This is a genomic window from Aurantiacibacter luteus (genome assembly GCF_001010945.1).
GTDB lineage: Bacteria > Pseudomonadota > Alphaproteobacteria > Sphingomonadales > Sphingomonadaceae > Alteraurantiacibacter > Alteraurantiacibacter luteus.
This window is the reverse complement of the sequence record NZ_LBHB01000001.1, coordinates 1,051,931-1,064,498: the sequence shown is the minus strand read 5'-3', so window position 1 is coordinate 1,064,498 and position 12,568 is coordinate 1,051,931. Positions and strand designations below refer to the sequence as shown.

The 12,568-nt window shown below is 67.8% G+C and carries 16 protein-coding genes and 1 pseudogene; 8 read left to right on the top strand and 9 right to left on the bottom strand.

Going from position 1 to position 12,568, the window contains the following annotated elements; all coding sequences use genetic code 11:
* Positions 1 to 23 precede the first annotated feature (23 nt).
* From AAW00_RS05185 to AAW00_RS05155, 7 genes are all read left to right on the top strand, one after another.
* A complete protein-coding gene (locus AAW00_RS05185) occupies positions 24 to 401 on the top strand; it encodes a YdbL family probable chaperone protein (RefSeq protein ID WP_156169927.1) in 378 nt (125 codons plus the stop codon).
* 123 nt (positions 402 to 524) lie between these two features.
* Entirely contained in the window at positions 525 to 866 is a 342-nt protein-coding gene (locus AAW00_RS05180) for an AtpZ/AtpI family protein (protein WP_047003180.1), read from the top strand.
* 12 nt (positions 867 to 878) lie between these two features.
* Entirely contained in the window at positions 879 to 1,667 is a 789-nt protein-coding gene (locus AAW00_RS05175) for a F0F1 ATP synthase subunit A (RefSeq protein ID WP_277619336.1), read from the top strand.
* 46 nt (positions 1,668 to 1,713) lie between these two features.
* On the top strand, positions 1,714 to 1,938 hold the full coding sequence (locus tag AAW00_RS05170) for a F0F1 ATP synthase subunit C (RefSeq protein WP_047003179.1): 225 nt from the start codon (positions 1,714 to 1,716) through the stop codon (positions 1,936 to 1,938).
* Between the two features lie 78 nt (positions 1,939 to 2,016).
* Positions 2,017 to 2,514, top strand: coding sequence for a F0F1 ATP synthase subunit B family protein (locus tag AAW00_RS05165; RefSeq protein WP_047003178.1), 498 nt, complete (start codon positions 2,017 to 2,019; stop codon positions 2,512 to 2,514).
* Complete coding sequence (locus AAW00_RS05160; protein ID WP_241461629.1) at positions 2,504 to 3,082, top strand: F0F1 ATP synthase subunit B family protein; 579 nt, start codon at positions 2,504 to 2,506, stop codon at positions 3,080 to 3,082. Before AAW00_RS05165 ends, AAW00_RS05160 begins: the two co-directional genes overlap by 11 nt.
* A 75-nt stretch (positions 3,083 to 3,157) precedes the next feature.
* The gene (locus tag AAW00_RS05155; protein ID WP_047003176.1) at positions 3,158 to 3,790 is read left to right on the top strand and encodes a flavodoxin family protein; all 633 of its coding nucleotides are present in this window, start codon (positions 3,158 to 3,160) and stop codon (positions 3,788 to 3,790) included.
* Here AAW00_RS05155 and AAW00_RS15370 read toward each other — a convergent pair.
* From AAW00_RS15370 to AAW00_RS14565, 4 genes and pseudogenes are all read right to left on the bottom strand, one after another.
* Positions 3,769 to 4,275, bottom strand: a pseudogene (locus AAW00_RS15370) (GrpB family protein). The gene AAW00_RS05155 and the pseudogene AAW00_RS15370 sit on opposite strands and share 22 nt — an antisense overlap.
* Positions 4,276 to 4,286: 11 nt before the next feature.
* On the bottom strand, positions 4,287 to 5,042 hold the full coding sequence (gene gloB, locus AAW00_RS05145; RefSeq protein ID WP_047003175.1) for a hydroxyacylglutathione hydrolase: 756 nt from the start codon (positions 5,040 to 5,042) through the stop codon (positions 4,287 to 4,289).
* Positions 5,043 to 5,133: 91 nt separating this feature from the next.
* The gene (gene rpsA / locus AAW00_RS05140; protein WP_047003174.1) at positions 5,134 to 6,858 is read right to left on the bottom strand and encodes a 30S ribosomal protein S1; all 1,725 of its coding nucleotides are present in this window, start codon (positions 6,856 to 6,858) and stop codon (positions 5,134 to 5,136) included.
* 391 nt (positions 6,859 to 7,249) lie between these two features.
* The gene (locus AAW00_RS14565; protein ID WP_162199409.1) at positions 7,250 to 8,032 is read right to left on the bottom strand and encodes an alpha-1,2-fucosyltransferase; all 783 of its coding nucleotides are present in this window, start codon (positions 8,030 to 8,032) and stop codon (positions 7,250 to 7,252) included.
* Positions 8,033 to 8,289: 257 nt separating this feature from the next.
* Here AAW00_RS14565 and AAW00_RS05125 point away from each other — a divergent pair, with 257 nt between their 5' ends.
* Entirely contained in the window at positions 8,290 to 8,775 is a 486-nt protein-coding gene (locus AAW00_RS05125) for an Mpo1 family 2-hydroxy fatty acid dioxygenase (protein WP_047003171.1), read from the top strand.
* Positions 8,776 to 8,791: 16 nt separating this feature from the next.
* Here AAW00_RS05125 and AAW00_RS05120 read toward each other — a convergent pair whose 3' ends face one another.
* From AAW00_RS05120 to aroA, 5 genes are read right to left on the bottom strand one after another with little or no spacing between them, the layout of a single operon-like run.
* Entirely contained in the window at positions 8,792 to 9,415 is a 624-nt protein-coding gene (locus AAW00_RS05120; RefSeq protein WP_047003170.1) for a (d)CMP kinase, read from the bottom strand.
* Positions 9,412 to 10,416, bottom strand: a complete 1,005-nt coding sequence (locus AAW00_RS05115) for a proline iminopeptidase-family hydrolase (protein ID WP_047003169.1) — start codon at positions 10,414 to 10,416, stop codon at positions 9,412 to 9,414. Before AAW00_RS05115 ends, AAW00_RS05120 begins: the two co-directional genes overlap by 4 nt.
* Positions 10,413 to 10,682, bottom strand: coding sequence for a CBU_0592 family membrane protein (locus AAW00_RS05110; protein ID WP_047003168.1), 270 nt, complete (start codon positions 10,680 to 10,682; stop codon positions 10,413 to 10,415). Before AAW00_RS05110 ends, AAW00_RS05115 begins: the two co-directional genes overlap by 4 nt.
* A complete protein-coding gene (locus AAW00_RS05105) occupies positions 10,682 to 11,125 on the bottom strand; it encodes a DUF411 domain-containing protein (protein ID WP_047003167.1) in 444 nt (147 codons plus the stop codon). Before AAW00_RS05105 ends, AAW00_RS05110 begins: the two co-directional genes overlap by 1 nt.
* Entirely contained in the window at positions 11,122 to 12,471 is a 1,350-nt protein-coding gene (aroA, locus tag AAW00_RS05100; protein ID WP_047003166.1) for a 3-phosphoshikimate 1-carboxyvinyltransferase, read from the bottom strand. The genes AAW00_RS05105 and aroA overlap by 4 nt, the downstream gene beginning before the upstream one ends.
* Positions 12,472 to 12,568 lie beyond the last annotated feature (97 nt).

The window sequence follows — 12,568 nt, the reverse complement described above, 5'->3', positions numbered from 1 at the left end:
TCCGGCGACACGGAGTAGACGAGATGAAGACGACCATGAAAGTCCTGCTCGGCGCGCTGGCCCTCGGCCTTGCCGCGACCCCGGCGCTGGCGCAGCGCGACCCGGCCTATGCCGCCGCGCGCTCCGCCGGGCAGGTGGGCGAAAAGATGGACGGCTATCTCGGCATCGTCGGCGCGGCGACGCCCGCGCTGCGCGCCATGGTGGACGACATCAACATCCGCCGCCGCGCCGTCTACGCCCAGCAGGCACAGGCCAACAACGCCACGCTGGAGGAATACGCCTTCACCGCCGGCTGCCTCGCCATCCAGCGCACGCAGGCGGGCGAGATGTACCAGGCCCCCAACGGCAGCTGGGTCCAGCGCGGCAGCGGCCCGGCCCAGCGCGACCCGCGTTGCCCGTAGGCCAGCCTGCCGGACAACCAATTCCCGCCACCGGTTGACTCGCCACAACCCCCCGCCTAAGGGGGCGGCGCCCTTGGCGGGCACCTCTTCGCCCATGCCATTTCCCATTACGGAGGATCAGGCGTGAGCGACGAGAAACCCGCTCGGGAACCCATCGGTGAGGATGCGCGGATCGACGCGCTCGAAGCGCGGCTCGCTGCCGCACGCGAGCGGGAAAATCAGCGCAACCGGCCGCAGGTACAAGGCGTTGATGCGGGCGGCAAGGCTGCCAGCCGGGCGCTGTCGGACCTGCTCGGTGGGCTTCTTGGCGGTGCGCTCGTCGGCTGGACCATCGGCTGGTTCTTCGGCGTCAATCCGTGGGGTCTTTTGGGCGGTCTCGGTGTCGGCATCGTGGTCGCCTTCTGGAACATCATTCGCAATTCTTCGCGCCCCCCGGCCTCGGGTGGCGACACGCAGGACGGATAAGGACGCACAGTGCTGGCAGCTGCCGAAACCGCCAAGGTCGATCCGATGCACCAGTTCACGGTCGAGCCCCTGCTCGGCCACGACTGGAACGTTGCCGGTTACAACCTCGCCTTCACCAACTCCGCGCTGTGGATGCTGATCACGGCGGTGGCGCTGTTCGTGTTCATGCTGGGCGGCATGCGTCAGCAGCTCGTGCCCGGTCGCTGGCAGATGATGGTGGAAAGCTTCACCGGCTTCATCGACGACATGCTGGATGCCAACATCGGCAAGAACGGGCGCAAGTACCTGCCCTACATCTTCAGCCTGTTCATGTTCATCCTGTTCGCCAACATCCTCGGCCTCATGCCGCTGGGCGTGGTGGGCGTGCATCCCTTCACCTTCACCAGCCATTTCACCATTACCGGCATCCTGGCGATCCTCTCGTTCGCCATCGTGCTGATCGTCGGTTTCTGGAAGCACGGCCTGCATTTCTTCAGCCTGTTCGTGCCCGCCGGCACGCCGCTGCCGATGGTCTTCGTGATCGCGCCGATCGAGTTCATCTCGTTCCTCTTCCGCCCCTTCAGCCTCGGCCTGCGACTGTTCGTCGCCATGATGGCCGGCCACGTGCTGCTGGAAGTGCTCTCCAGCTTCGTGATCGACGGCTGGAACGCGGGCGCCGGGTTCGGCGTGCTCGTGGGCATTCCCAGCTTCGTGCTGATGGTCGCCATCTGCGCGCTGGAAATCCTCGTCGCCGGTATCCAGGCCTACGTCTTCGCGCTGCTCTCGTCGCTCTACATCAACGACGCCGAGAACCTGCACTAAGTTCACCGTTTCAAACGCTTACAAGTACACTCGAAAGGAAATTCTCATGGATCTCGAAGCTGCCAAGATGGTTGGTGCCGGTCTCGCCGCGATCGGTGCGGGCATGGCTGCGCTGGGCGTGGGCAACGTGTTCGGCTCGTTCCTCGATGGCGCGCTGCGCAACCCGGGTGCCGCCGACGGCCAGCAGGGCCGCCTGTTCATCGGCTTCGCCGCTGCCGAGCTTCTCGGCCTGCTGGCGTTCGTCGTGGCGATGATCATCCTCTTCGTCTGATCCACCCGATCCGGCCGGGCGGTTCGCGTCCGGCCGATCGTCCTGACCTGACCTGTTGCCGATAGGCGGAATCCGTCCATGCCCCAGATAGATCAAATGTTCGAAATCTGGTCCAGCCAGCTGTTCTGGCTGGCCGTGATCTTCGGGCTCGTGTTCTTCGTCGTGGGCAAGGGCATGGTGCCCAAGGTCACCTCGACGGTCGACGCGCGCGACACGCAGATCGCCAGCGATCTGGCCGCTGCCAAGGCCGCGCGCGATGCGGCGGACGAGCAGGAAGAGGCCTGGCGCACCCGCGAGAACGCCAACCGCGAGAGCGCGCAGGCCATCGTGGGCGAGGCCAAGGCCAGGGCCCAGGCCGCCACCGAGGCGCGCCTGGCCGAGGCGCAGGGCGGGATCGATGCTCGCCTTGCAGAGGCCGAGGCGCGCATCGCCGCCAGCCGCGATGCCGCCGCCGCCGAAATCGAAACCGTCGCCGTGGATGCCGCGCAGGACATTGTCCGCCAGTTCGCGCATGTCTCGGTCGACGAGGCCGCGGCCCGCGCCGCCGTGCAGGAGGCCATGACCCGTGGTCAGTAACGAACCCATGCCCGAAGTCTTCGCCACCAGCGAGGCGCAGATCGAGGTAGCCGATGCCCACGGCGGTGCCGGTCAGCACGCCTCGCCCGAACTGCTGGGCCTCGCGCCCTACCAGTGGGTCAGCGTGGCCATGCTCGTCCTGCTGCTGATCGCCTTCCTCGGCGCCAAGGTGCACAAGACCGTGGCCGGCGGCCTCGATGCCAAGATCAAGGCCATCAAGAACAACCTCGACGAGGCGAAGCAGCTGCGCGCCGAGGCCGAGGCCCTGCGCGAGGAATACGCCGCCAAGATCGCCGGGGCGGAAAAGAACGCGGAGGCCATGCTCGACAATGCCCGGCGCGAGGCCGAGGGCATCGTCGCCAAGGCCGAGACCGACACCGCCGCGATGGTCGCCCGGCGCGAGCGCATGGCTCAGGACAAGATCGCCGCTGCCGAGCGCACCGCCATCGACGAACTGCGCACCCGCGCCGCCGAGGCCTCGACCCGCGCCGCCGCGCAGCTGATCGCCGCCAACCACGATGCCGCCGCCGACCGCGCGATGGCGGACGAGGCGATCGCCAGCATCTGACCTTTGTTGATCCGGCGGGGCGGATAGTCTTGCGGTCTGGGGCGTTACCCTTCTGAACACTCAGGAGAATGCCCCATGGCCGCCGATACCAAGATTTCCGCCATCGCCATCAATTGTTCGCTCAAGTCGAGCAAGGCGGGGGAGGCCAGCTCCACCGACGCGATGATCGCGGTGCTCGAAAAGGCGTTCGGCGAGCACGATGTCGAGATTGCCGAGACCATCCGCATCGCCGACTACGACGTGAAGCCCGGCGTCACCTCGGACGAGGGCGAGGGCGACGACTGGCCGGCCTTGCGCGAAAAGATCCTCGCCCACGACATCCTCGTCTTCGGCGGCCCCATCTGGATGGGCCAGATCGGCTCCATCGCCAAGCGCGTGCTGGAGCGCATGGACGCCTTCCTCTCCGAGACCGACGATGTTGGACGGATGCCCAGCTACGGCAAGGTCGCGGTCGCCGCCATCGTCGGCAACGAGGACGGCGCCCACTGGGCCAGCGCGCAATTGTTCCAGAGCCTCAACGACACCGGCTGGACCATCCCCGCCGTCGCCGCCTGTTACTGGGTGGGCGAGGCGATGGGCTCGAAGGACTTCAAGGATCTCGAGCACACGCCCAAGAAGGTGACCCAGACCGCCGCGATGACCGCGGGCAATGCGGTGCACCTGGCGAAGCTGCTCAAGGCCGATACCTACCCCGGCAGCGGCGACTGAGCCGCCTCGGCGAGCAGGGCCAGCAACGCGCGCGTTTTCAGCGTTTGATAACGGGTCCGCTCGCCGCCGGACCTCGCCAGCGCGTCTCGCTTGGCGGCGGCATAGAGCATGCGCGCCTGATCATCCGCTTGTAGAAGGTCACGGAAGGCGAGGTGTTTCGCGATTTCCGGTGCGCCTCGTGCGAAGCCATGAAGATGCACGGGCATCTCGCCATCGACCCGGCGCACGAAATACCGCCGGCCAGCGATTCCGTATTCGCCGCGTGCCTCGTAACCGAGTTATTCGAGTTCGGGCGTAGCCTCGTCCAGCGGCTGGAGCGCGTCGGTGACCAGCAGCACGTCGATGATCGGCTTGGCCACGAGGCCTGGCACCGCGGTGCTTCCGATGTGATGGGCCTCGCCCTTTGCCAGCGCCGGGATGGCGGACAGGGAGTCCTGCGTCCGCCGGAATTGCTCCGCCCAGTGCGGCTGCCAGTCGTCGAGCACCACCACGCCTGTCAGAACGCGTCCTTCGCCGCCCTCAGCGCCGCGAACGTCTCGTGCGGAGCCTCGCCGCCCCAGTGTGCCGCCATCTCCGGATCGTCGGCGCGCAGGAAGGGGTTGGTTTCAAGCTCGCGGGCGAGGGGGAAGGGTACGGTCGGCTCGCCGCGCTCGCGCAGGGCCTCGACCTCGCGGGCGTAGTCGAGCAGGGCGTCGTTGCCCTGGTCGGCATGAAGCGCGAAGCGGGCGTTCGCCAGCGTGTATTCGTGGGCGCAGTAGATCGTCGTCTCGGGGGGCAGGGCCTTGAGGCGGGCGAGGCTGTCCCAGAACTGCTCCGGCGTGCCCTCGAACATCCGCCCGCAGCCGAGCGCGAACAGGCTGTCGCCGACGAAAGCGATGCCGTCCGCCGGCAGGTGATAGGCGACATGGCCTGCGGTGTGACCACCCACGTCGATCACCCGCGCTTTGTGCGCTCCGAGTGTCACCACCTCGCCGTGCGCCACCACCCGGTCGATGGGGGAGATGCGCTTCACCTCGTCCGGCGCGATGACCTTGGCGCCCGTCGCCGCGACGATGGCCGCGTTGCCGCCCGCGTGGTCGGGGTGCCAGTGAGTGTTCCAGACCTGCGTGATGCGCCAGCTCTTCGCCTCGGCCTGCGCCAGGTATTCCGCGCCGTCGGGCGTGTCGATCGCGGCGGTCTCTTCGCTGGCCGGATCGTGGACGAGGAAGCCGTAGTTGTCGGACAGGCAGGGGAACTGGTGGATTTCGAGCATGGGCGCACTCTAGGCCCAGCCCTGAAAGTAGGAAAGGCCCGCCTGCCGATCGGGCAAGCGGGCCTTCCGATAGCCTAGCCGAAGCTATAGCTTACTTCTTGTCGGCGTCCTTGTCGGCGCCGCCCTTCAGGGCCGCACCGAGGATGTCGCCGAGCGAGGCGCCCGAGTCGGCCGAGCCGAACTGCGCCACGGCTTCCTTCTCCTCGGCGATCTGATGCGCCTTGATGGAGAAGTTGGGCTTCTTCGAACGGTCGAAGCCGGTGACCATGGCATCGACCTTCTGGCCCGCCTGGAAGCGGTCCGGACGCTGCTCGTCGCGGTCGCGGCCGAGATCCGAGCGCTTGATGAAGCCGGTCGCGCCGTCGTCGCCGACCTGCACTTCCAGGCCGCCGTCGCGCACTTCGAGCACGGTCACGGTGACCACCTCGCCGCGGCGCAGCGAACCCGCCGCACCCGCTTCGGTCGGGGCACCCTTCTCGAGCTGCTTCATGCCGAGGCTGATGCGCTCCTTGTCGATGTCGACGTCGAGCACCACGGCCTCGACCTCTTCACCCTTGCGGTGCAGCGCCAGCGCATCCTCGCCCGAGATGCCCCAGGCGATGTCGGACATGTGGACCATGCCGTCCACGTCGCCCGGCAGGCCGATGAACAGGCCGAACTCGGTGGCGTTCTTGACTTCGCCGGTGACGGTCGAGCCGACCGGGTGAGCATCGGCGAACTCTTCCCACGGGTTGCGCTGGGCCTGCTTGAGGCCGAGCGAGATGCGGCGCTTCTCGGCGTCCACTTCCAGCACCATGACTTCGACTTCCTGCGAGGTCGAGACGATCTTGCCGGGGTGCACGTTCTTCTTGGTCCAGCTCATCTCGGAGACGTGGACGAGGCCCTCGATGCCCGGCTCCAGCTCCACGAAGGCGCCGTATTCGGTGATGTTGGTGACGGTGCCGTTGACCTTGGCGCCGACCGGGTACTTCGCGCCCACGCCGTCCCACGGATCGCTCTCCAGCTGCTTCATGCCGAGGCTGATGCGCTGGGTATCCTGGTTGATGCGGATGATCTGCACGGTCACGGTCTGGCCGATCTCGATCACTTCGCTGGGGTGGTTGACGCGCTTGTAGCTCATGTCGGTGACGTGGAGCAGGCCGTCGATACCGCCCAGGTCCACGAAGGCGCCGTAGTCGGTGATGTTCTTGACCACGCCGTCGGTGACCTGACCCTCGGCCAGACCCTCGATCAGCTCGCTGCGCTGCTCGGCACGGGTTTCCTCGAGCACGGCGCGGCGCGACACGACGATGTTGCCGCGGCGACGGTCCATCTTCAGGATCTGGAAGGGCTGCGGCATGTCCATCAGCGGGGTGACGTCGCGCACGGGGCGGATGTCGACCTGGCTGCCGGGCAGGAAGGCCACGGCGCCGTCGAGGTCGACGGTGAAGCCGCCCTTGACGCGGCCGAAGATGCGGCCCTCGACGCGCTTGCCTTCGCCGAATTCGTTCTCGAGCTTGTCCCAGGCGGCTTCGCGGCGGGCGCGGTCGCGGCTGAGCATGGCTTCGCCGTCGGCGTTCTCGACACGGTCGACGAAGACTTCGACTTCGTCACCGACGGAAAGGCCGTGGCTGCCGTCTTCCTCGCCGCGCTCGAATTCGCGCAGGGAGATGCGGCCTTCGCTCTTCAGGCCGACGTCGACGAGCGCCATGCCGTTCTCGATGGCGGTGACGGTGCCCTTGACGACACGGCCTTCGAAGCCGCCGTCGGCGCCGCCGAGCTGTTCGTCGAGCATCGCGGCGAAATCGTCGCGGGTGGGGTTGGCAACAGATGCCATATTCAGTTCCTTCACGTTTGCTACCGGCCACGGGTTCTACCCGGGTCTTGGTCCGCCTCCCGAGCACGATTGCGCGGGCGTACGGGGCAAGAGGCCGATGTCCGCGCGGGGCCGGATGCCACCGTGCGGGTTCCTTGCACCCAGAGATGTAAGAGAACGGGCGCGCGCCTAGGCGAAATGCCGCGCAAAGGCAAGCGGAATGGCGCGGGCCAAGGGCGCGGCGAAGTTGACAGTGTCAAGCGGGCGGCGGGTCGGGAATGGCGGAATTGCGCGCCTTGCGGCCGGTCGCGAAGTTGACAGATCGCGTGGGTGGCGCGGAAAAGCGGCTGCGTCATGGCCAGCGCGTCGTGCGCCGGCCCGATCCCTGTAGGAAAGCGCGACTGTCGCCGGCTCAGCCCGCGCCCTCGTGGTCCATGTCGCCGATCACCGTCCACGTGGCGGGATAGATGTCGAGATCGGCGCTATCGAGGCCCTTGATCCACTGGCGCGGGCAATAGACGCGCGCTCCGCGTTGCATGGCGAACCAGCCCGCCCACCACGAATAGGAGCTGTTGGCGATGACCAGCGCGGCGCAGCGCGACATCCGCACGAGGTCTGCCCAGGGGCTCTCGCCCGCCACCGGCTCCATGAACTGCGCGCCCGCGAACAGGTCCTGCTCGCGGCACCAGGGGATGTCGTCGGAGAAGACCACTAGCGGCGCACCGGGCAGCGCTTCCCGAGCCTTCGCGAGAGCCTCGCGGTAGTAGGCAAGCGGGTCGGTTAAAACGTAACCGGGATTAACAAGGTAATCGCCACGTCGGACATGAAGGTTTATGGCATCATCTGGCGAGCGGGATTCAAACCTGGAGAATGTCTGGTCGATTTTCGTGTCGGCAAATATTCGATCTTCATTTCCCGCAAAGTAGCGAGGTGATTGAAAGCATCCGACAAGATATGCACCGTCGCAGATATCTTCGAAGTCTTCGAAATACCCCAAGCTTGGCTCGACATAATGCCTGCGTCTTTCTTGTTTCAACCAGCGATATCCGCGCAACGGAAGCCCGTGCGCTCGAAAAGGCTTCGGGCGAAGTTGCTTTATCCTCTCTGGGATGCCGATTTCTTCCAGGCGGAACATCTTGTCCGCTTCGGTGACTGACTGAAAGTGCCGTGCATCGATTATCAGTTTGGTTCCCAAGTTCATAGCCAGCGATTTGCCAGCGGCATATTGGAATAGTTGGTTACCTAAACCGCTGTTACAGATAGATGTTATAGCCATTTTCGATCGCTAACGTTGAGGGTGCACGCTGCGCTTTTGACGATCCGTTCGACACTGTCTACCCGCATTGCATCGCCCTTCCAAATCATCGCGAATGTTTCGCCTCGAACCACAGGTGCGACGCGTGGAGTAAACCCGACTAGAACCCGCTCGACGATGAGATTAGGAGTCAATCTGTGAGGACCTTGACAGAAACGCTCGCCAGCTACGGCGAATACCACCGCGACCATCGCAACGTGGCAACCCACGCGCTGGGCATTCCGCTGATCGTGCTGGCGGTGGAGGTGCTGCTCTCGCGGCCTGTGTGGACGCTTGGCGGCCTGGTGCTGACCCCGGCCATTGTCGGCAGCGCGCTGGCGGCCCTTTGGTACCTGCGGCTGGACATCAGGGTGGGCCTGCTGATGAGCGGGCTGCTGTCGTTGTTCTGCGCGGCGGGCCACTGGATCGCGCAGATATCGACGGCCGCGTGGCTGGGCGGCGGCGTTGCGCTGTTCGTGGTGGGCTGGGCGCTGCAGTTCCTCGGCCACCATTACGAGGGGCGCAAGCCCGCCTTTCTCGACGACCTCAGGAGCCTGCTGGTCGGCCCGCTGTTCGTGGTGTGCGAGGGGCTTTTTGCGTTGGGGCTGATGCCGAGCCTGCGGCGACAGGTGGAGGGCGCCTGACTGCGGCGCCCGGAGGTCAGTCGCCTCTCGCGTGCTCCACCGCCGCAATCGCCGCGGCTATGGCCTCATCTACGGTCATCTCGCTGGTGTCGAGGACGTGCGCGCCCTCGGCCTCGCGCAGGGGCGCCTCGGCACGGTTGCGGTCGCGTTCGTCACGGGCGGCGAGGTCGGCCATGATGTCGGCGAGCTCCACCTCGCGCCCGCTCTCGCGCATCTCGCGGAAACGGCGTGCCGCGCGCGCGGCGACGCTGGCGGTGACGAACAGCTTGGCCTCGGCCTCGGGCGCGATGACTGTGCCGATGTCGCGCCCGTCGAGCACCGCGCCGCCCGGCTGCAGGGCAAAGGCGCGCTGCCGCTCGTAAAGCGCCTGCCGCACCGCCGGGTGGACCGAGACGCGGCTGGCGAGTCCGCCGGTCGCCTCGCTGCGCAGCTCGGGATCGGCCAGCAGGTCGTCGGGGAAGCGGGTAGCGGCGAGCGCCGTCCCGGCCTCGTCCGGATCGCCGCCGAGCCGCGCGACCTGGTAGCCGACGGCGCGGTAGAGCAGGCCAGTGTCGAGGTGCGGCAGGCCGTAATGCCGGGCGAGTGCGCGCGCCACGGTGCCCTTGCCGCTGGCTGTGGGGCCGTCGACGGCGATGATCATTGCGCGTCCTCGCGGCTGTCCACCCGGTCCATCCACGCCCGCAGCAGCGCCTCGGTCTCCGCCGGGCGCTCGCCGGGGAAGCTGTGCGATCCGCCGGGGACCACGGCCAGTTCCGCGCCGGGGGTCAGCGTCACGAAGTCGAGCACCTGGTCCAGCTGCGCCTCGTCGTACTGGCCGACCATGAACAGCGTGCGGCTGCCGTCCACACGGACGAGGAGCGGCGTGCCGTCGTAGCCGACGAGGCTCCCAGAGGCGCGGAACTCGCTCGGGCCCCACATGGCGTTGTAAAGCACGGGGTTGAACCCCTCGCCATTGTAGCGGGCGCGGTATGTGCGCGCTTCGGGCGGAGGAGCGGGGCGGTCGGGGCGGCCGTTGTAGGCGGCGTAGAAGGCGGCGGTCGCGGCCTCGCAGACCTCGGCGGCGGGCGGGGCGGGGCTCTCGCAGGCGAGGATGTCGGCCTGCACTTCGTCCGGCAGCTCGCGGATCAGCAGATTGGTGCCCATGATCCAGTGCGGGGTGGAGATGAAGGTGCCGCCGAGCACGGTGCTGGCCACGTGCTGCGGAAAGCGGGCCGCGTATTCGAGCGCGATGGCGCTGCCCCACGAGTGGCCGACGACGTGCCAGCGCTCGACGCCCAGCGCCGCGCGGATCGCCTCCAGTTCGTCCACGAAGCGCTCGACGCGCCAGTTGGCGGGGTCGTTCGGGTGGTCGGACTTGCCGCTGTCGAGCTGATCGTAGAGGATGACCGCGCGCTCGTCGGCCAGCGAGAGCAGGTTGCCGAAGCCCATGTGCGTGCCGCCCGGCCCGCCGTGGATGAATACCGCCGGGGGATGGCCTGCGTCTATGTCGCCATTGACCCGCACCCACACGCGGCCGCCCTCCACGGGGACCATCAACTCGCGGTCGGGCGCGGACCAGTCGGCGGGGGTGGCGGGCAAGTCTTGCGCGGCAGCGGGCGCGGCGAGCAGGGCGAGGGCGGCAAGGGCGGTCGGCAATCTCATGCGGTATCCTCTCCGGCCCCGCGCGAGCGCAGCGCCTTGACCAGCCCCCACAGCGCGATAGCGGCCCAGAACCCTTCCAGCACCAGCGAGGGCACGTTGGTGTGTACCAGCAGCGAAACCGTCAGCAAGGCCGCACCCGCTAGGTTGGTGCCGTGGAGGATGAAGGGGTTGGGCGCCTTCACCGCGGTCAGGTAGAAATAGGCGCCGATGATGCAGGCGGTGCCGACAAATCCGATGACGGAGTAGATGTCGAGCGGGGTCTGCATCACGGGTGCGAGGCGAAGACCGACTGACCCGCCTCGCCGAATGCGATGACCTGGTAGGGCTGCGCGCGGTCGCCCATCTCCATGCCGGGCGAGCCGGCGGGCATTCCGGGCACGGCGAGGCCCGTCACGCCCTCGGGCCGTTCTGCCAGCAGGCGGGCGACGTCCTCGGCGGGCACGTGGCCTTCGATGACATAGCCGTCAACCACCATGGTGTGACAGCTGCGCAGTTCCTGCGGCACGCCGAGCCGGTCCTTGATGGCGCCCATGTCCGCGCTGTCGGTGACGGTCACGCTTTCCGGCACGGCTTCGTCCATGTGCCGCGCCCAGGCGAGGCAGCAGCCGCAATTGGGGTCGCGGAACATCTCGTAGGTGGCGGCCTGCGCGGCCTGCGAGCACGCGGCGAGGGCGAGCAGGGCGAGCGAGAGGATACGGCGGGGAATCATGCGTGTTCTCCGTGCATGGCGCGTGTCAGCAGCGCCTCGAATGTCGGGAAGCTGGTTGCGATGGGGCCGGTGTCGTCCACCTGAACGCCGCGCTCGCTGGCGAGGCCCGCCACGGCCATGCTCATGGCGATGCGGTGGTCGAGGTGGGTGACGACGCTCGCGCTCTCGGGCGTGCCGGGGAGGGGATCGCCGCCCGTGCCGTGGATGACGAGGCCGTCCTCGAGCTCCTCCACCCGCGCGCCCGCCAGCGACAGCGCCTCGGCCATGGCGGTGATGCGGTCCGATTCCTTGACGCGCAGTTCCTCGAGGCCGCTGGTCGTGGTCGTGCCCTGCGCCAGCGCGGCGGCGACGAACAGCACGGGGAATTCGTCGACCATGGCCGGGACAACGGCGGGATCGACCTCGACGCCGGTCAGCGCCGAGTGCCGCACGCGCAGGTCCGCCACCGGCTCGCCGCCGACCTCGCGCCGATCGAGTTCCTCGATGCTCCCGCCCATCTGCCGCAGCACGTCGAACAGCGCGGCGCGGGTGGGGTTGAGGCCGACGTTCTCAATCACGAGGTCGCTGCCCGGCACCAGCAGGGCGGCGGCGGCGAAGAAGGCGGCGCTAGACGGATCGCCGGGGACGGTGATCGTCTGCGGTATCAGGTCTGCCTCGCCGTGGATCCGGATAACACGCGCGCCTTTATCCTCGCCGACTTCGAGGTTCGCCCCGAACCCGCGCAGCATCCGCTCGGAATGGTCGCGGGTGGGGACGGGCTCGATGACGGTCGTGATGCCGGCGGTGTTGAGTCCGGCGAGCAGCACGGCGCTCTTTACCTGCGCGCTGGCGACGGGCAGGCGGTAGGTGATCGGCACGGCGGGCGAAATGCCGCGCAGCAGCAGCGGCAGGCGGCCGCCCTCGCTCGCCTCGAAGCTGGCGCCCATCTGCGAGAGCGGCTCGATCACCCGGCCCATCGGCCGCTTGGAGAGGCTGGCATCACCGGTGAACACGGCGCGGATCGGATGGCTGGCGACCAGGCCCATCAGCAGCCGTGTGGAGGTGCCCGAATTGCCCATGTCCAGCGCGCGGTCCGGTTGCAGCAGGCTGCCCACGCCGACGCCGTGAATGCTCCACACCCCGTTGGCCCCGCGTTCGATCGTGGCCCCCATCGCCCGCATGGCGGCGGCGGTGGCGAACACGTCCTCGCCCTCCAGCAGGCCCGTCACCCGCGTCTCGCCCACCGCCAGCGCGCCGAGCATGATGGAGCGGTGGCTGATCGACTTGTCGCCCGGCACCGCCACCCGGCCCGTCAGCGGTCCGCTTGCCGCGAAGCGTCTGGGGGAGGGCGGGTTGGAATGGCTCACGCGCGTGCCTATCTGCTGCTGGACGCGCGCGGCTTTGACAGGGGCAGGCCCCTATGGCAAGGCGCGCCCGCTTCGCGTTTCCGCCAGCATGACAGGT